Below are 17,055 nucleotides of genomic sequence, written 5' to 3'. Positions count from 1 at the left end.
CCGTTATCCCCCAGCGAAGCATAACTAAAACGTCTTTTGGGAAGAGGGGATGGGGTCTGGGGAAGGAGAGGCAAATAAAAAAGGAGGACCGCGTAGGTCCTCCTTTTGGTAATTACTCGGAAACTTCCTGCACCAGAACATCTACCAGTGCGGGTATAGTGTAATCTTCGGGCTGGATATCCGGCTCATAACCGAACCCTTCGAGGGTCTTGGCGGTGATAGGCCCGATGCAGGCGATTTTCACGCTGTCTTTGTATTTGTGGAAAACTTCCGGCTCAATGAGGTTGAAGAAGTTCTCAACAGTGCTGGAGCTGGTGAAGGTCAGGTAATCAATCTTGCCAGCTTCAAGGGCCTCAGCGATGGGGCCGGGATCGTTTTCGGAAAGTCCGGTCTCGTAGACGGGCAGAATCTTAACTTCTGCCCCAGCCTTGCGCAGCTCTTCGGGCAGCACTTCGCGAGCAATCTTAGCGCGCGGGATGAGCACTTTCTTGCCTTTGATGCCCTTTTCGAGCAGTCCGGCAACAACGGATTCAGCAACGTACTTCTCGGGCACGAAGTCGGGACGGATGCCGCGTTCGACCAGAGCATCAGCAGTTGCGGGGCCGATGGCGGCAATTTCGATTCCGGCAAATGCGCGGGCATCGAAACCAGCTTCGTCCATCTGCTTGAAGAAATATTTTACACCGTTCACGGAAGTGAAGATCAGCCAATCCCAGCTGGACAGGGATTTAATCTCAGCCTGAACGTCGGAGTAGTCAGCTACAGGCTCAATGTTGATGGTCGGGAACTCATGCACACAGGCACCGAGCTTACCGAGAGTGGAAACAAGGCCGCTGGCCTGTTCACGGGCACGGGTAACCACAACGCCTTTACCGAGCAGGGGCTTCTTCTCAAACCATGCCAGTTTGTCATGCAGGGAGCAGACACCGCCGACAACGATGATGGAGGGAGCCTTGAACTTGCGCTCTTTTGCTTCCTCAGCAACGTTTTCAAGGGTGGAGACAAAAGACTGCTGGTTGCAACGGGTTCCCCAGCGAACGAGAGCAACAGGGGTCTCAGGATCGCGACCATTCTTGATCAGGTTTTCCGCGATCATGGGCAGGTTCTTGACGCCCATGTAGAAAACGAGAGTGCTGGTGGATTTAGCGTACACAGCCCAGTTGTGGCCGGACTTTTCCTTGGTAGGATCTTCGTGTCCGGTGATGAAGCATACGGAGGTGGTGAAATCGCGGTGAGTTACCGGAATACCAGCGTAAGCGGGAGCGGCAACACCGGCAGTGATACCGGGGATGACTTCAAAGTCGATTCCGGCTTCGACCAGTTCTTCAGCTTCTTCGCCGCCACGACCGAATACATAAGGATCGCCACCTTTAAGACGGGCGATAACTTTGCCTTCCTGCGCTTTCTCAACGATGAGTTCGTTGATCTTATCCTGCGGCAGGGTGTGGTCGCCGCCTTTTTTACCTACATAAAGGATTTCGCAATCAGCTTTGCAGTAGTTCAGAAATTCGATGTTTGCCAGGTAGTCGTAGATAAGCACATCTGCGGTTTCCAGCACTTCTTTAGCTTTAACAGTCAGCAAACCGGGATCACCGGGACCCGCACCAATCAAGTATACCAAACCCATATATCCACCCTCTCTAGTTAAAAGCATTTTTGATGCGTTTCACGCTTTTGACGAATTGATTTCGCCTCCGGCGACCAAAGAAACTTTTTGGAAAAAGTCTCTCTGGACTCTTCAAAAACTTTTAATAGGCTATCGCATTTAACGCATTAAAGCGGCCTTCGAATAAAAAGACGGCGAAGCCCTAATAAAAAGTTTTGGGATTCTTAAACCCTTTTCCAAAAGGGTTTAAGGCCCCCGGCAAGGTCGCCGAAGGCCTCCCATGAATAATCTTATTCCATTACGCTAACGAGTCTGTCTTTCAGCTCGGTCAGCTTAGCTTTCTTATCGTTAATCTCTTCCAGCTTGGCTTTTTCTTTTTCAACAACTGCCGCGGGAGCGTTGCTGACAAAACCTTTGTTGGAGAGTTTCTTTTCGATCATTACGAGATCTTTGTCCAGCTTGACGAATTCCTTGTCCAGACGGGCAAGCTCGGACTCGAAGTCAACTGCGCCTGCCAGCGGCACGAAGAGTTCGTTACCCTGTACAACAGCAGTACCAGATGCGCTGGGACCTTCTGCGTCCGCACCTGCGGTTACGCTGTCCAGACGGGCCAGAGCTTTAATCAGCTCTGCGTTGTCGTTGATCAGTGCGGTGGTTTCTTCGTTGGCGGTACGTACGATAAGCTCCAGCTTCTTGGAAGGAGCGATGAGCAGTTCGGTACGGATGTTACGCACAGCGGAAACAATACCCTGAAAGAGTTCCATCTGCTCGACAGCTGCAGCGTTGCGGCAGTTGTCACGCTTTTCGGGGTATGCTTCGGTTGCGATGTCGCCGTTTTCAATACCGGGAAGTACGGACCATACTTCCTGAGTTACGAAAGGCATTACCGGATGCAGCAAAACCATGGTCTCGGAGAGAACAGTCCAGAGAACCTTCAGGGTTGCGCCTTTGCGGGACTCGTCATCACTGTAGAGGTCCGGCTTGATCATTTCAAGGTACCAGTCGCAGAACTCGTTCCAGATGAACTTGTACATGGTCTGGGCCACTTCATTGAAGCGATAGGCTTCCACTGCTTCACGCATGGTGTCCTTTACTTCTTCAAGGCGGTGCAGAATCCACTCATTGGCAAGGCCGGATGCATCTTCGAGGGACGCTTCGGGCTTCTTGCCGTCGAGGTTCATGAGTGCGAAACGTGCGGAGTTCCAAATCTTGTTCACAAAGTGGCGGTAGCCTTCAATACGCTGTTCGGAAAGCTTGATATCGCGGCCCATGGCGGCAAAAGAAGTAAGGGTAAAACGCAGGGCGTCAGTACCGTACTTGTCGGACATTTCCAGCGGATCGATTACGTTACCGGTGGACTTGGACATCTTCTTGCCGTGTTCATCACGCACCAAAGCGTGAATGTAAACATGATGGAAAGGAATCTGATCCTGGAAGTGGATACCCATCATCATCATGCGTGCGACCCAGAAGAACAGGATGTCAAATCCGGTAATCAACACAGATGTGGGGTAGTACTTGGCCAGTTCCGGAGTCTCTTCAGGCCAGCCCAGAGTGGAGAAAGGCCAAAGAGCGGAAGAGAACCAGGTATCCAGAACGTCTTCTTCCTGAACGAGCTTGGAAGAGGAGCACTTGGTGCACTTGGTGGGATCTTCATTGGCAACAATGAGTTCGCCGCACTCTTCACAGGTCCATGCCGGGATACGGTGTCCCCACCAGATCTGACGGGAAATACACCAGTCGCGGATGTTGTCCAGCCACTCGTAGTAGACCTTTTCCCAGTTGGAGGGGAAAATCTTGGTCTCGGAAGGAACAGCTGCCCGGGCTTTTTCAGCCAGAGGCTTCATGGCTACAAACCACTGTTCGGAAACATGAGGTTCGATGACGGACTTACAGCGGTAACATTCACCGACAGAGTGTTCGTGGTCGTCGATGGAGATGAGGTAGCCTTCAGCTTTGAGGTCCTCAACGATTACCTTACGAAGATCGTCTTTGAACATGCCCTGATATTTTTCAGGAGCATTTTCATTGATGTTGCCGTCTTCGTCGAAAACGGAAAGAACTTCGAGGTTGTGCTTACGGCCCAGTTCCCAGTCATTCATGTCGTGAGCCGGGGTAACTTTCAGGGCACCGGTACCGAATTCCATGTCTACGTAGGAATCACCGATGATGGGCAGTTCGCGGCCTACGATGGGCAGGATCGCGGTCTTGCCGATGAGGTGCTTGAAGCGGTCATCTTCGGGGTTAACGCAGATTGCGGTATCGCCGAGCATGGTTTCAGGACGGGTGGTGGCGATGATCAGTTCGCCGGAACCGTCGGAAAGCTTGTATTTGATGTTGTAGAAATGGCCCGGTTTGGGAGAGTGTTCTACTTCGTCGTCAGCAAGAGCGGTGTGGCAACGGTTACACCAGTTGATGATGTAGTTGCCTTTGTAGATCAGGCCTTCTTCGTAAAGCTGTACGAAAACCTTGCGAACAGCCTTGGCGCGCTGCTCGTCAAAGGTGAAGCATTCACGGTCCCAGTCAACGGATGCGCCCATACGGCGGATCTGCTTGAGGATGTGACCGCCCTTTTCTTCCTTCCATTCCCAGACGCGCTCGATGAATTTCTCACGGCCGAGGTCGTCACGGGTTTTGCCTTCGGTCTTGAGCTGGCGCTCAACAACGTTCTGGGTAGCGATACCTGCATGGTCGGTGCCGGGAACCCAGAGGACGTTCTTGCCCTGCTGACGCTGGTAACGGCAGAGGATATCCTGCAGGGTGATGTTCAGGGCATGGCCCATGTGCAGCACACCGGTGACGTTCGGCGGCGGAATGACGATGGAGTAAGGATCGCCGTCAGCTTCGGGATCGGGTGTGAAAGTCTTGTTCTCTTCCCAGTGGTCAAGCCACTTTTTTTCTACATCCCAAGGTTCGTAACCTTTGGGGAGGTTTGATTCCGCCATGTATGGACTCCTGTTCAAATATAAATTCTTAAGCAAAAAAAGTACGTAGCGGGTCACCATTAATCGGTTTCCCGTTGCGTATTAGCTGCTAAGTTGGTTTCATAATAATATTTTTTAAAAAAGATGTGCTTTGCCTGCCCATAATTTCCGTGTATTTACGGGACAGGGGTTAAAAGCAAAAGCACTCGCCTCGTCAACTTGCGCTACACACACTTATAAAGAGACACGAACATGTCAAGTATCTATATATTATGGGACGACTCCCACATCTGGGGGCTGCTGGTCAAAAGAGCCCTTGAAGCATGGAACATCGACCACGAACTTGTGCGTGGGCATCAAATAGCGCAAGGACTGCTTTCAGGCAAGCCTCCAGCTGCACTAATCGTCCCCGGCGGATGGGCCAAGGGCAAGGCCATGCACCTCGGCGGACCGGGCATCCTTGAAATCCAGAAATATGTAGGTGAAGGCGGCAACTACCTAGGTTTTTGCGGCGGAGCAGGACTGGGCCTTTCCGGTGCCGGAGGCTTATGTTTAAGCTGTTGGCAACGCAAGGGTTTTGAAAACAGGCTGCACCATTTTTTAAGTGGACACATCAACGTAAAGCTGGACCAGTCCAACCCGCTGGTTCCGGACAGTCTCGGTGAAAGCGCCCTGATTCCGGTCTGGTGGCCGGGGCAGTTTTCCCCCAACAAAGAAGACTCCACCACTGCACTGGGCCGCTACCGCGAACCGGGCAATGACTTCTGGGTAGCCGACCTGTGTATCAGTTCGCTGCCTGAGGGAACCCTCAATGACTGGCGCAATATGTACGGTATCTCCCTGCTCCCGGAATTTCTCCACGACCGTCCGGCAGTTGTCTGCGGCAAGACCGGCAAAGGTAATTTCATTTTAAGCTATCCCCATCTTGAAACCCCGGCATCAGCAGAGGCCAACCAGTGGCTTTCACATATCATTGACCGCATGTTAGGTCAGAAAACCCAAGACCGCCCCACTCTCCCGGCATGGGAACTGGCTGACACTCCCACTAACTGGGAAGACCCGGACCTTGTTTCCGTGCGAAAATCACTGGAACAGATTATCGCCACTGGACAGGGACACTTCCTGCTCTTCTGGCGTAATCCATGGTTACTGGGCTGGAGGCGCGGCATTCCCGGAGCAGCATTAAACAGCCTTTATGCACTCATCTGCAAAGTAACTTCACTGGAGCCCAATGATGCATCCATTGAAATGTGGAATTCATGCAAAGGTGAATTCATGAAATACATGTCCATCTTTGAAGAAGGAGTTACCGGATACCTTCTTGCAGAACGTTTCGCCATGACCATGCGCACTCTTGAGCCGCATTCAATTTTCCCAAAAGCCTTGCGGGAACAACGTAATGGTTTGTTCGGACCTCCTCCCGGAGCAGGCGGGATCTACGCAAAACTGCTTTCCATACTGGAAGAGCTTGTCTGGGTAATGCATAAAGCAAAATAGAAAAAACGCCGATGAAGTATATACCAGTAGTATTTGAACATTAGCAAAATCTATAATAAGGTTAATTTGCAGATTAGTATTTTTCCAATTCCGGTTTAACGGCATACGCTAAAAACACGGGTAATATGATCAATGACTGACCAAGCGACTTCTGCACGGGGAGCAGACCTTCGCAACAAGCGGGATGATACGTCTATTGAAAGCCGTGATGCTGTGCTGGAATTCAAGGTTACCGCTGACAAAATGGCGGCCTTTATTGCTTCCTATACACCTGCCGAAGGCAGCGGGAGAAAACTCTCCCTGGAGCTGATGCAGGCTGAGCTGAAACGTTCCGGAATCAGCGGGGAACTGGATCACGAAGGAGCCATGTTCGCCCTTAAGCGGGCAGGAGAAGGAAAAAGCATAATTAACGTTGCCCTTGTAAGGGCCCAATATCCCCAAAACGCTGAAGACGGCCAGATTATCACTGATGCCGACCTTAACTTCCCGGTTCTGCCGGGAATGGAATTCGGAAAACTCAGCAAACCTGTCCCTGCCTCACCCGGCAAAAACCTTGACGGGGATGAAATTCCTGCAGAAGACACCCATACCCCCAAGCCACTCTCTCTAGCTGATGCAGAAGACCGCAACTGCACTCTTGACCCGGAAAGCGGAAAACTGATTTCAGACACCTACGGACTGGTTAAAATTAATGATCATCTGGTAATGGTTGAACCGCTCATCAAAGTCTCAGCGGATATGATGAAGGTCTCCACCAAACTTTATCCCCATGATTGTTTCAGCCTCAGGTATGACTTAAGCGGAATTGAGCCGGCCCTCCAAGCAATGGATATTTCCCGTCCGCTGCAACATGTTGCAGGCCAGACGGCCATAAAGAAAGCCCGGGAGACAGGTGCAGCACAGGAAGCCATAATTGTAACCGGAACTGAACCGGTTCCCGGACGGGACGGTTTTTTTGAATACGCCCGCGAAGACGGTGCTTCCAGCTCCATCGGCACCACCGGAGAGGATGACCGTGTAGATTTCAAGGAACGTGGAGTTCACCCCATGGTCAGCCCCGGAGACATCATCGGCAAGATCCATCCTCCTGTTGAAGGCAAGGCTGGTGAAGACGTCTATGGCAGATTAACACCTCCTCCCGGCGGCAATCCCCTTGAGATCAAAACCGGGGCCCATGTTGCTCCCATGCCGGACGGCATTACCTATAAGGCCACATCCATTGGAATCGTTCATTTTCAGGATAACACCCTAGCGGTCAAGGATGTTCTGGAAACTAAAGGGGACGTTGATTACTCCACCGGAAACATCAAACTTGAAAAAGGCTCTGTTCATGTAAACGGTTCCATCCGGGAAGGATTTACGGTGGAAGCACCGGCACACGTGGTGGTCAAAGACTCCATAGAAGGAGCCACCGTCAGTGCCGGAGGTGACATTGAAGTCAAGGGCGGCTTGGTCATGTCCAACAAGGGAACACTAAAAGCCGATGGAATAATTACCGCACAATTCGCCTCCAATGCGCGAATTGAGTGCGGAGATGAAATCATTGTAGCCCATGAAATGAGCAACTGCCTTATCCGTTGTAAAGGACCGGTCAGTGCGCTGGGCGGCAAAGGCATCATTCAAGGCGGTGTTGTTACTTCGGATGTCAGCATCGAAGCCAACGAAATAGGCTCTGAAATCGGAGTAAAAACTGTTGTCGGCATCACCGCCAAGCAAACAATTAATACCAAGCTTATTAAAGAAAGAGATGACTTGCGGGAACGGCTGCTGAAAATCAATTCCGCCATCGGTCAGGGCGACAATGACTCCATCCTCAAATCCACCCCTGCGGCCAAGCAGGAACAGATGAAAAAAATTCTCATGATGCGCGGACGCATCAAAATTAAGCTGAAGGAAATCCGCAAACAGCTTTCCACGGAACTTAACGACTATTACAAATCCCTTGAAAAACTATCCATCCGGGTCCACCGAAAAGTACATCCCGGTGTAGAAATCAAGATCGGCGGCAAGACCGTACAGATCAAGAAGGCCACTGCGCGAATGAAGTTCCGCTTTGATGCTGAAGAGCGGACCATAATCGCTGCCAAGTTTTAATCAGCCCTTGGTAGAAACAAGCCGTCCGTTATCATCAGCAGGATCGTCAAGATCGAAATCAAAGCTGTCTTCAAAAGTATCGACCAATTCACGCTTTACCTCCAACTCCAATTCCGTACGCGGTGAAGGCTCCGGCAGCCAGGGGCCGGGCAAGGATGTTTCCGGAATAAGGTAAGAGCTGACCTTGTTTTCAATGATATCATCATTTACATCCTGCCAGCGGGTGAACAGACCGTCTTCCTCGTCCTCCAGAAGTTCGCGGACCTTATCCGGGTCTGCCAGCAATGCATCGTAAAAAGCATCGGAATCAAACCAGAGCAGCTTATCCTCTTCGGCCTCCTTCAGCCCGATCCATTCCAGATCAATCTCATTATCAGAAACCGGATCACGCCAAAGGTCGGCAAACCCTTCCCTGAAAAGGTCCTCGGCAGGCAGGATTGCCTTACGCAAGTCATTGTATCCGTCGGTAATCAGCCCGACATTCTTTTCCATCTCAGTGACCGCATCCACAACCCGCAGCGGCAGGCTGCCGCCAAAGCCGTTTTCAAGCTCAACTGTGACCCTGCCCCGATCCAAGGCAAATTCTCCGGGCGCACGGACCTCGGTAAAACCGTTAACGGTCATCTGGGCATCATCTCCCGGATGAGCAGTTACATTCAGCCCCAGCACATCCAGCCCGGAACCGGGTTCCAGCTCCAGCCGTTCCCCGATCTTGGGATTAACTGCGGTAATACTCACCGCCTTGCCATCAATAAGGTAGTAATCGTCCCCGGTATACACAGGCGAAACCAGCTTGGCATCAACGACTTCGGCATCAATCTTGTCCGAGGTTGATGATGCTGCATTGGCAATGCGGGTCAGCACCGTGTCCCAGTCATCATCTGCGTCAACATGGAGATTGATAGTACCGGACTCAGCACCGATGGTGTAATCAATGGTATGATCCCCGGCGGTCAGGGTTGTGTCAGCATTGACATCAAATGCCTTGCTCAGGAATTGCGAAGGCCCTCCGGCAACCGCGTTGGAAAGATTGTATAGCCCCTCTTTTGCCGGACCGATGGGCTCTTGGGTGGCGTAAAGATCCAAGTTGGAAATCAAGTGCCCACTGGTATCACTGAAGGAAAGCTTGTTGGCTGCAGCAAGATCTTGCGTACTCTCACCCTTGTTTTCTGCAGTGACCACGTAAGCGGTGTTCACAGAAAACGCGAGAGCCGAGCCGGTACCCATGAGATCATCAGGGTTGGCCCCGATAGCATTCTGTTTGAAAATGTGTGCCTGCACAGGCAAGGAGCTGTCATTGACCGCATCACGAACCGCTTCCAGCAGTTCATCATTGGTCATTCTATCAGTGACTTCCACCTCAATTCCTTTTGATGACGAGCCCAAAGCCATATTAAACTTGTATGTCCCGGCATCAAGGGATGTTTCAGCTTCACCGATAAACCCACGAGAATAGTAGCGGTAATAACGCTGATAATCGTCTTTATGAGTCAGGGAGGAAGTAATATTATTGTTTAGAAAAGGATCATTGACCACGAGCCGTCCGCTACTAAGAGCAAATCCCTGATCGGGCCAACGAAATGAAGCAAGGGTTTCGCTTAAGGATTTGACCTTGGACTGGACGTCCATTGCCACTGAAGGTGCGGTGAGTTCGTACTTGGTTTTCAGTGCGGCACGGTTGAAGCGATCCTCCCAGTATGATCCCGGGAAGACCTGCTGCAGGGAATCAGACTTCTCCGTTGATTCCGCTATCCTGAGCTTGGTTCCGTCCAGTGTCAGTTGATCCGCCACAACCCGTTTCTCCATAGTAGACACCGGCCATACACAACCCCTGCGCAGGAGCTGTAGCCGGAGCCGCAGTTCTATCCTTCATCTGTAATAATGATCGGACAGTTTCGGGTTCGGCTTTACCCCGCCCTATGCGGACAAGGCAGCCAACCATATTGCGAACCATCTGCTTGAGGAATCCGGAACCGCAGACTTCCAGAACTATCTCCTGTTCGGTCTGCCCGGGGTAACGTTTAAATTCATGGATCGTGCGCACGGTGGACTTGATATCAGTCCCGGTATTCTGGAAGGAGGAAAAATCATGTTCGCCCAAAAAAGATTGCATGCCCTGATCAAGAGCAGAAAAATCAAGAGGGCCGCATTTCCAGACATAATGCCTGCGCCACGGCAGGAAAAAGCTGTTTTCCAGCCATAAGGTGTAGGTGTAAGTTTTACGGACTGCGCAGTAACGGGAATGAAATTCGGAAGAAACAAGCTCCGCCTCCAGAATGGTAACGTCGTCAGGAAGGAGGGAGTTTAAAGCCCGCTGCCATTTCACAGCAGCAAAATTATCCGGCACATCAAAATGGGCAACCTGCCCCAGAGCATGCACGCCACTATCAGTACGACCGGAACCGTGCACCCGCACCGAAGTTTTGGTAACACGGGCTATGGCCTTTTCCAGATCTCCCTGAACAGTGCGCAATTTGGGCTGCAGCTGCCAGCCGCAAAAATTGGTGCCATCGTAGGCTATGGTGAGTTTGATTCTTTGCAATTTTCAGTAATTACTTATCTTCAAGAGGTGTCTGCAATTTGGTCAGTTCTTCTGAAAGCTTGGCTGCTTTCTTCGGGCTAACATAGCCGAGAATAGCCCCGGCACTGCGGCCGCGCATACCTGACAAAATCTTGACGGCGAGATCGGTATCAAGGGATTCGATGACCTGTGCGGCCTGCTTGGCCTTCATAGCTGTATATACGCCAACCAGATGCTTGATTTTCTTGTCCTTGAGCACATCAGCATCAGCGATCATCTTCTTGAGTCGCTTTTCAAGGTCATTCAGCTCGGCCAACTTCTTGTCCAGATTCTTTTCGAGAGTGCGCAGAGAGCGCTCCTTGCGGGCCAGTTCATCTTCCTTGGCCTTGAGCGCTTTCCAATCTGCTTCGGGCATATTGGAGGGCTTGGCAGCCGTCTTAGGTGCGGGCTTAGCTTTGTCCTTTGCTTCAGCTTCGGCAGCAATGGCCTGCGGGGGAGTAACAACGCTGCGAACCACATTGCTGCTTTCCACAACAGCCTCCACAACCTCTTTAACTTCCTCGTGGTGATCAGTAAGGTCAAAGCCCAGCGACCCAATCAGGGAAAGCTTGAAAAGTGCCAAAAAAATCAGGCAGAAAAGTATCTTAGAAATTTTCAGGTTTGAAGCGAATCGTTGCCATTTCGTCGTACTCTTTTTGTTCTTTGAGACTTTCTTCTTCATGATATTTCTTCGCCTGATTTTCTTTTAGCTTTTCGAGCAGTTTACGATCTTTTGACTTTTTAACAGCTTCTGCACGACATTTTTGCAAGTTAAGGGCCAACTGCTTCAAGCGAAGCTGGGCAGCGCGCAAATCTTCTTTCAGAGCTACGTCATACTGCTGCCAGAGCCACATATCATTAGCTGAAAGATTGTCATATTTCTTTTTCTGGTGGGCAACGATCTGTTCTTCAACAGCCCAAAGCTTTTTCTTTTGCTCCTGATGCAGACGCAGGGCTTCCGCAAGAGCAAGCCGAGCCTGCTCTTCCGCCTGTTCCCTGAACTCCAGAACCTTTTCAAGCTTGAATACAAAAGGCTTGGGCATATTTTATGATTCGATCATCGTGAAGATTATTTCTGTTCTTCCGGCTTTCCGGCCAGTCCGCAATATCCTTTATCGCCGTCAGCGAACCGCCACATCATGCACATGGTTCCCTGACAAAACTTCATTTTGTCATCACTGGTCATCAGATAGGGACAGTATTTGAATTTGGCTTCGTTTTCAGAATAGAGCATGGATACCTCGCTGCTAGTTGGATACGACCTTTTCGTAGATCAAACACTGTTTGCCCATGGCCTGCTTGACGTATTCCTTAACCAGAACGCCGATGCGCTCTTCACGGGTGAACTTATCGGCATACTTGCCGTTCTCGTACACTTCAGGGAATTTATCGGACAAAACAGGATGCTCGGCTGCAATATGTTCAATCTGCTTTGAATACTCGGAAATATAATGATCAAGCTCCTGTTCGGGCAGAGCTTCAATCTCCCGGACCTTTTCAGCAAACACTTCCGGTTCTGGGAGGTCATTGGATTCCATCAGGGCAGTAAAAGCACGTCCGAAGCGCTGGCTGCCTTCAAAAATGTGCTTGGGACGAACCACATTCAGTCCAGCCCATCCGGCACGCAGCCACTTGAACAGATAGCTGACAGTCTGATCGGGATTATCCTTATCCTGAATATAAAGGTTCACGGACATGGAATCGTACATAAAAGTATCCATCCAGCCCATGCCGCCGGAGGTCAGGCCGGGAATACCGCTGTAGAAATAATTCCACTGATTGTCATCTACAACCAGCCCTTTCATGCCCACACTGGACTTATCCATTTGCTTGGAAACGGAAAGAAAAACATCCCGGTCTTCATACTTCAAGAGCACCAGCAGACGGTTCAGGTCATAACGGTAATAAGCACCACCAAAGGAATCCGGTGTGTTAACCTCAAATTCCTTACCCCGCCAGACTCTGGGGGTAGAGCAGTCATCAAGAAATTTCCAAGGCTGGGCCTTTTCAGTATAAAACTGACTGTCAGGAGACCAACCGCTTACCCTGATTACAGAAGGATAAATGGCGTAGTTGGGAATCTCCGGATTGTAGGTATACTCAAGGATTCTCTTCAGACCGGCATCAACATGCATCCACATGGCCGCACCATTGGCGGAATCACGTTTAGGCAGCTTGATAATTTTATCGGTTGCCGGTGTATCATCCACATATTTGATCAGGCCAGTAATTTGGGCAGCGTCAAAATTTGCACCGCTACCGGCCATAAAATCAAACAAGTAATCAAGCCCTGCATCAACCTGCTTAGGGAGAGTTACTTTTTTGTCTTTATCTTTATCCCCAAAAGAGCATTCACCCTCAGCTGCCATGAAAAGTAAAGGAACCATGACAACCATGGCTACGGCAACCGCACGAAATAATGTCCGAAGTAATTTCGAACCCATAATAAATTTCATATATTTTATTCACCTTCCCATCTTGTTGCGATGGGTTTTTAGCTGATTTCGGTACTCTCTATTTATTCACTAATCCACATCTTGGCAAGCTCGGCGTTTTGGCGGGAGCCTGCACCGTTACACTGTTGAGCACACATAACGGTCTTATTTTGGATAAGCAAAATAAATACCCTTTGTAAGTTCATACGTAATTTACAATGAGTATGTGTTGCAGCTGGATTTGCCAGCCCAAATTAAAAAGATCAACTGTCCATAATTCGTCAGCAACAAAAAGGCCGGAGTGGATAACGAGCCACTCCAGCCTTATTTCTGACTAAGAATCGATGTTTGCTATGATCTTTTCAATTCTTCAATCAAATTATTGAGCATGTTGGAGAGTTCAGCCAGATTAGCCATGGCGTCTGCAGACTGTTCCATAGCGTTGAAGTTTTCATCCGCAATGCGGTTGATTTCAGAAGTAGACATATTGATTTCTTCAGAAGCTGCACTCTGCTGTTCTGCTGCAGTAGCAATGGACCGGACCTGCTCCGCAACCAGTTCAATAATATCGAGGATAGACTTCAGCGCTCCCCCGGCTTCATTAACCAAAGTGGTCGTAGAATCGACCATCTCACTTGTCTCAGTCATGGTATTGATTGAATTTCTGGAGGACTGCTGAATAGAGCCGATGGCTTCACCAACCTCAGAAGTAGCACTCACGGTTTTTTCCGCCAGCTTACGGACTTCATCGGCAACAACGGCAAAACCGCGCCCCGCTTCCCCGGCCCGTGCCGCCTCAATCGCTGCGTTCAAGGCCAGCAGGTTGGTCTGGTCCGCAATGTCGGTAATCACGCTCATAACACTGCTGATAGATTCGGCCTTCTCACCAAGCTGTCCCATTTCAGAGCCCAGCTTTTCTGACTCAGCCTTGAGGTTGCTGACTGCAGTCACAACCTTGTCTACAATTTCAGAACCGTGAACGGCTTCTTTTCTGGCTCGCTCAGCCTCTTCAGAACTTTTGGAGGCATTTGCGGCAACTTCCAATACAGTCGCGTTCATCTCTTCCATTGCCGTGGCATTTTCCGCAGCACGCTCACGCTGCATCTCCGAACCGCCTCTCGACTCTTCAATGTTTGCAGAAAGCTCGGTGGATGAAGATGAGATACGCTCAACAATCTCTTCAAGCTGTCCGGCTGCCTGCATCATACCGTCGCGCTTGGCAGTTTCAGCCTTGCGGGTAGCCTCTTCAGCTTCAGCCAAGGCATCTTCAGCCTGCAAGGTCTTCTCTTCAGCCTCACGGGTCTTTTCATCAGCAAGGGAAATAGTCTCAACCAATTCCCCGGTCATGGACTGCAGATTATCAAGCAGGTCGCGAAGTTCAGCTTTATAGGATACGTCTTCGGGCTTTGCCTTATAATTGCCGCTGGCAATCTGCTTGGCAAACTCACCCATGGCATGGATAGGCCGGACAAGTCTGGAGTTGACCAGAAAGGCTCCCAGCAGACCAAAAACAATTGCAGCCACAGCAGCAATTGTGAGCATGGTCAGGTTAGCCTCTTTAGAAGCAGCATAAATCTCTGCGTGGGGAATAAATGCGATCATGCTCCAGCCAGTCTCTTTTGACCGATGGACTTCAGCAGAAAACTTGGCTCCATTAAACTCCAAGGATTCAATCCAGTCGGTTTTGGAGTAATAAGCTGTTTTCAAGGCAGCATTATCAACTTCATCAATCTTTTTAAAATTGTTATCCAGTGTCTTGGGATCGGCCAGAATAGTTCCATCGCCCTGAACCAGCACAACAAAACCCGTTTCGCCAATTTTAAGATTGTTGATAATCTTGGTCAGATCGCCCAAAGAAATATCTACAGCAGAAACACCTATAAAGCTCCCGCTCTTGTCTTTGATCTTGGTAACCATACCGATATTGGGGAATCCCTCGGTGGTCATGTATGCAGAAAGAAGGGTCGATTCATTAGGAGAATTCTTTCCCTGTTTATACCAAGGGCGCTTGCGAGGGTCATAATCATTTTTCAGGGTATCTGTGCCGTCCTGAGTATAGCCGCCATCTTCAAAACCAAGATACACGTACGCAAATGCAGGGTTGGCCTTCATCAGGTTGTTGGCAAGGCGATTGACCATAATCTCAGTTTCATCTGTTGCATACTGGGCTGGTTTGCTGGAACCATCAAGCTCGAAATATTTGGTCCACCTGCCCATGGCGCTCTTAGTCTCATCCAGTCCAGCTACAAAACGGCTTACGTTTTCAGCCTTCTTCAAAATTTCGGCAATATAGTTGTTAATCAGTTTCAATTCCTGACTGGCAGTTTTCCTGTAGGAATCTTCAGCAGTACTGTCGAACTGCATAGAAACAGTAAACATTACAACTGCCACCGAAATTATCATCGGCAAGACAATAGCCAGAATCATTCTTGTTCTTATCTTCATCTACACACCCTTTTTTAAAAGATTCTGAACAGACAAATCTAATATATAAACTAAACATAATATATCATATTTGTCCAATTAATCTAAAAAAAGATGCGCTTTGCGCCCCCAAAAAAAAGCGCCCGTAAAGGCGCCTTAACAAAAACACTTATCTGAAACACAGTTTATTCAATAGCAATACATTCAACCGGACACGTATCAATTGATTCAATAACACACTCTAGCTCAACTGCATCCTCTTTGATTACTTCCGCCTTTTCTCCATCTGAATCAAGAGCAAAGACTTCCGGGCAAAGCTCAACACAGGTTTCGCAACCAATACACTCATCCTGATCAATCACTACCTTTTTAGCCATAATATGCCTCCAAAACTTTGGATAAGAACAAATACCCTTATTTTGAAAACAACTTAAACACAAAGAGTATCTTTAATGCAAGCTTTTACTTGTATCTAACTTTGCAGAACGATTGCTAGTTATGCTTGCCTAAAATCTTATCATATACACCATTTTCCCGGATCTTTGCCAACCCGCTGTTCAACTTAACCATAAGCTCATCAGCTCCACCAATATTCTTTGCAAAGAGCACTACGACTAGCTCCGGACTTATGCGCGTCCACACATCTCCAACCTCATACTCAATTGCCGTAAATTACCTATTAAGGACATATTCACCCACAACTGTGTTCTCTAACAAAAGATCAATATAACCCATATTGTTTTACTATCATTTCAAAAGTTCCATCATCCCTGATACTTTGTAAGCCTTGATTAAACTTTCTCAGAAGTTCACCACTTTCAATATTTTTCTTTGTAAAAAGTAAATACAATCTTTCTGCACCCACAGGGGCAGGAATAGAGCTGAATAACTCCTCTTGATCCGGGAATAAATTTCTAATCAGAACATTACCAACAACATAGCTCTCACTCATAAAATCAATGTGACCACGCACCAGCTTCTGCATACCCATCGCGTTATCAGGCACTTCAACAGTATTTAGCCCCATCTTGCGATACTGCTCAAGCTGAGCGTACCCACGCGCAACACCTATCCTGTATTTCTTTAATTCCTCAATGTTGCTTGCAATCAGTCCTTCCGGATAAAAATTTTTGGAGTAAAACAATCTCACTGTCCGACTGTGCAGCGGATCAGAATACAGGGCAAATTCCTCTCGTTCCGGCCTCTTCACCCAAGGGAATGACGCCATGGCCTTCCCGTTTTCCAAAGTCAACAAGGCCCTTTTCCATGGGTAAAATTCATACTCTGCAGTTAGCCCCGCTCTTTTCATTGCAGCAGAAACAATATCGAAGCTCATACCGTTCCCGCCTTTTTGGGCGGAGACATACGGTGCCCACTCTCCTGTCGCAACTGTCACGACTTCCCTGGCGAAAGCAGGCTTTCCCGCACATGCCAGCAACAAAGCCCCTCCTATGCACAGCAGAACCCAATATTTCCATGTAAATAAAATCGGGGCTATTCTCATTATCCTATTCC

13 protein-coding genes are annotated in these 17,055 nt (G+C 49.2%); 2 read left to right on the top strand and 11 right to left on the bottom strand.

All coding sequences use genetic code 11. The features are described 5' to 3' along the window. Positions 1–112: 112 nt before the first annotated feature. Positions 113–1,627, bottom strand: coding sequence for a uroporphyrinogen-III C-methyltransferase (gene cobA, locus ACO05Z_RS00420; protein ID WP_421899251.1), 1,515 nt, complete (start codon positions 1,625–1,627; stop codon positions 113–115). 269 nt (positions 1,628–1,896) lie between these two features. Then, positions 1,897–4,551, bottom strand: coding sequence for a valine--tRNA ligase (locus tag ACO05Z_RS00415; protein ID WP_421899249.1), 2,655 nt, complete (start codon positions 4,549–4,551; stop codon positions 1,897–1,899). Positions 4,552–4,782: 231 nt separating this feature from the next. On the opposite strand from ACO05Z_RS00415, the gene ACO05Z_RS00410 reads away from it, so the two are divergent. Both ACO05Z_RS00410 and ACO05Z_RS00405 read left to right on the top strand, forming a co-directional pair. Further along, positions 4,783–6,027, top strand: coding sequence for a BPL-N domain-containing protein (locus tag ACO05Z_RS00410; RefSeq protein WP_421899247.1), 1,245 nt, complete (start codon positions 4,783–4,785; stop codon positions 6,025–6,027). 132 nt (positions 6,028–6,159) lie between these two features. Beyond that, positions 6,160–8,121: a FapA family protein gene (locus ACO05Z_RS00405; RefSeq protein WP_421899245.1), complete on the top strand. Its 1,962-nt coding sequence runs from the start codon at positions 6,160–6,162 to the stop codon at positions 8,119–8,121. On the opposite strand, the gene ACO05Z_RS00400 is transcribed toward ACO05Z_RS00405, so the two are convergent. From ACO05Z_RS00400 to ACO05Z_RS00360, 9 genes are all read right to left on the bottom strand, one after another. Further along, positions 8,122–9,912 carry a hypothetical protein gene (locus ACO05Z_RS00400; protein WP_421899243.1) on the bottom strand — a complete coding sequence of 597 codons (1,791 nt, stop codon included), beginning with the start codon at positions 9,910–9,912 and terminating at the stop codon, positions 8,122–8,124. It lies immediately after the preceding gene. Then, on the bottom strand, positions 9,848–10,663 hold the full coding sequence (gene truA, locus ACO05Z_RS00395) for a tRNA pseudouridine(38-40) synthase TruA (RefSeq protein ID WP_421899241.1): 816 nt from the start codon (positions 10,661–10,663) through the stop codon (positions 9,848–9,850). The genes ACO05Z_RS00400 and truA overlap by 65 nt, the downstream gene beginning before the upstream one ends. A 10-nt stretch (positions 10,664–10,673) precedes the next feature. Next, positions 10,674–11,363 (bottom strand): MotE family protein, encoded by a 690-nt coding sequence (locus ACO05Z_RS00390; RefSeq protein ID WP_421899239.1) that lies wholly within the window; start codon positions 11,361–11,363, stop codon positions 10,674–10,676. Next, positions 11,287–11,724 carry a flagellar export protein FliJ gene (gene fliJ, locus ACO05Z_RS00385; RefSeq protein WP_421899237.1) on the bottom strand — a complete coding sequence of 146 codons (438 nt, stop codon included), beginning with the start codon at positions 11,722–11,724 and terminating at the stop codon, positions 11,287–11,289. Before fliJ ends, ACO05Z_RS00390 begins: the two co-directional genes overlap by 77 nt. Before the next feature lie 26 nt (positions 11,725–11,750). Further along, entirely contained in the window at positions 11,751–11,915 is a 165-nt protein-coding gene (locus ACO05Z_RS00380) for a hypothetical protein (protein WP_421899235.1), read from the bottom strand. Positions 11,916–11,928: 13 nt separating this feature from the next. Beyond that, complete coding sequence (locus tag ACO05Z_RS00375) at positions 11,929–13,125, bottom strand: hypothetical protein (RefSeq protein ID WP_421899233.1); 1,197 nt, start codon at positions 13,123–13,125, stop codon at positions 11,929–11,931. 342 nt (positions 13,126–13,467) lie between these two features. Next, positions 13,468–15,561: a methyl-accepting chemotaxis protein gene (locus ACO05Z_RS00370; RefSeq protein ID WP_421899231.1), complete on the bottom strand. Its 2,094-nt coding sequence runs from the start codon at positions 15,559–15,561 to the stop codon at positions 13,468–13,470. Between the two features lie 164 nt (positions 15,562–15,725). Further along, on the bottom strand, positions 15,726–15,917 hold the full coding sequence (locus ACO05Z_RS00365) for a ferredoxin (protein WP_421899229.1): 192 nt from the start codon (positions 15,915–15,917) through the stop codon (positions 15,726–15,728). A gap of 344 nt (positions 15,918–16,261) precedes the next feature. Then, the gene (locus ACO05Z_RS00360; protein WP_421899227.1) at positions 16,262–17,044 is read right to left on the bottom strand and encodes a substrate-binding periplasmic protein; all 783 of its coding nucleotides are present in this window, start codon (positions 17,042–17,044) and stop codon (positions 16,262–16,264) included. Between the last annotated feature and the right edge of the window lie 11 nt (positions 17,045–17,055).

The organism is Maridesulfovibrio sp. (assembly GCF_965230075.1).
Lineage (GTDB): Bacteria > Desulfobacterota > Desulfovibrionia > Desulfovibrionales > Desulfovibrionaceae > Maridesulfovibrio.
The sequence above is the reverse complement of the archived record's forward strand: the minus strand, read 5'-3'. Positions and strand labels throughout refer to the sequence as shown.

Coding starts and splice junctions, on each gene's coding strand:
- cobA (WP_421899251.1), bottom strand. CDS start 1,627: ATGGGTTTGGTATACTTGATTGGTGCGGGTCCCGGTGATCCCGGTTTG.
- ACO05Z_RS00415 (WP_421899249.1), bottom strand. CDS start 4,551: ATGGCGGAATCAAACCTCCCCAAAGGTTACGAACCTTGGGATGTAGAA.
- ACO05Z_RS00410 (WP_421899247.1), top strand. CDS start 4,783: ATGTCAAGTATCTATATATTATGGGACGACTCCCACATCTGGGGGCTG.
- ACO05Z_RS00405 (WP_421899245.1), top strand. CDS start 6,160: ATGACTGACCAAGCGACTTCTGCACGGGGAGCAGACCTTCGCAACAAG.
- ACO05Z_RS00390 (WP_421899239.1), bottom strand. CDS start 11,363: ATGAAGAAGAAAGTCTCAAAGAACAAAAAGAGTACGACGAAATGGCAA.
- fliJ (WP_421899237.1), bottom strand. CDS start 11,724: ATGCCCAAGCCTTTTGTATTCAAGCTTGAAAAGGTTCTGGAGTTCAGG.
- ACO05Z_RS00380 (WP_421899235.1), bottom strand. CDS start 11,915: ATGCTCTATTCTGAAAACGAAGCCAAATTCAAATACTGTCCCTATCTG.
- ACO05Z_RS00375 (WP_421899233.1), bottom strand. CDS start 13,125: ATGGGTTCGAAATTACTTCGGACATTATTTCGTGCGGTTGCCGTAGCC.
- ACO05Z_RS00370 (WP_421899231.1), bottom strand. CDS start 15,561: ATGAAGATAAGAACAAGAATGATTCTGGCTATTGTCTTGCCGATGATA.
- ACO05Z_RS00365 (WP_421899229.1), bottom strand. CDS start 15,917: ATGGCTAAAAAGGTAGTGATTGATCAGGATGAGTGTATTGGTTGCGAA.
- ACO05Z_RS00360 (WP_421899227.1), bottom strand. CDS start 17,044: ATGAGAATAGCCCCGATTTTATTTACATGGAAATATTGGGTTCTGCTG.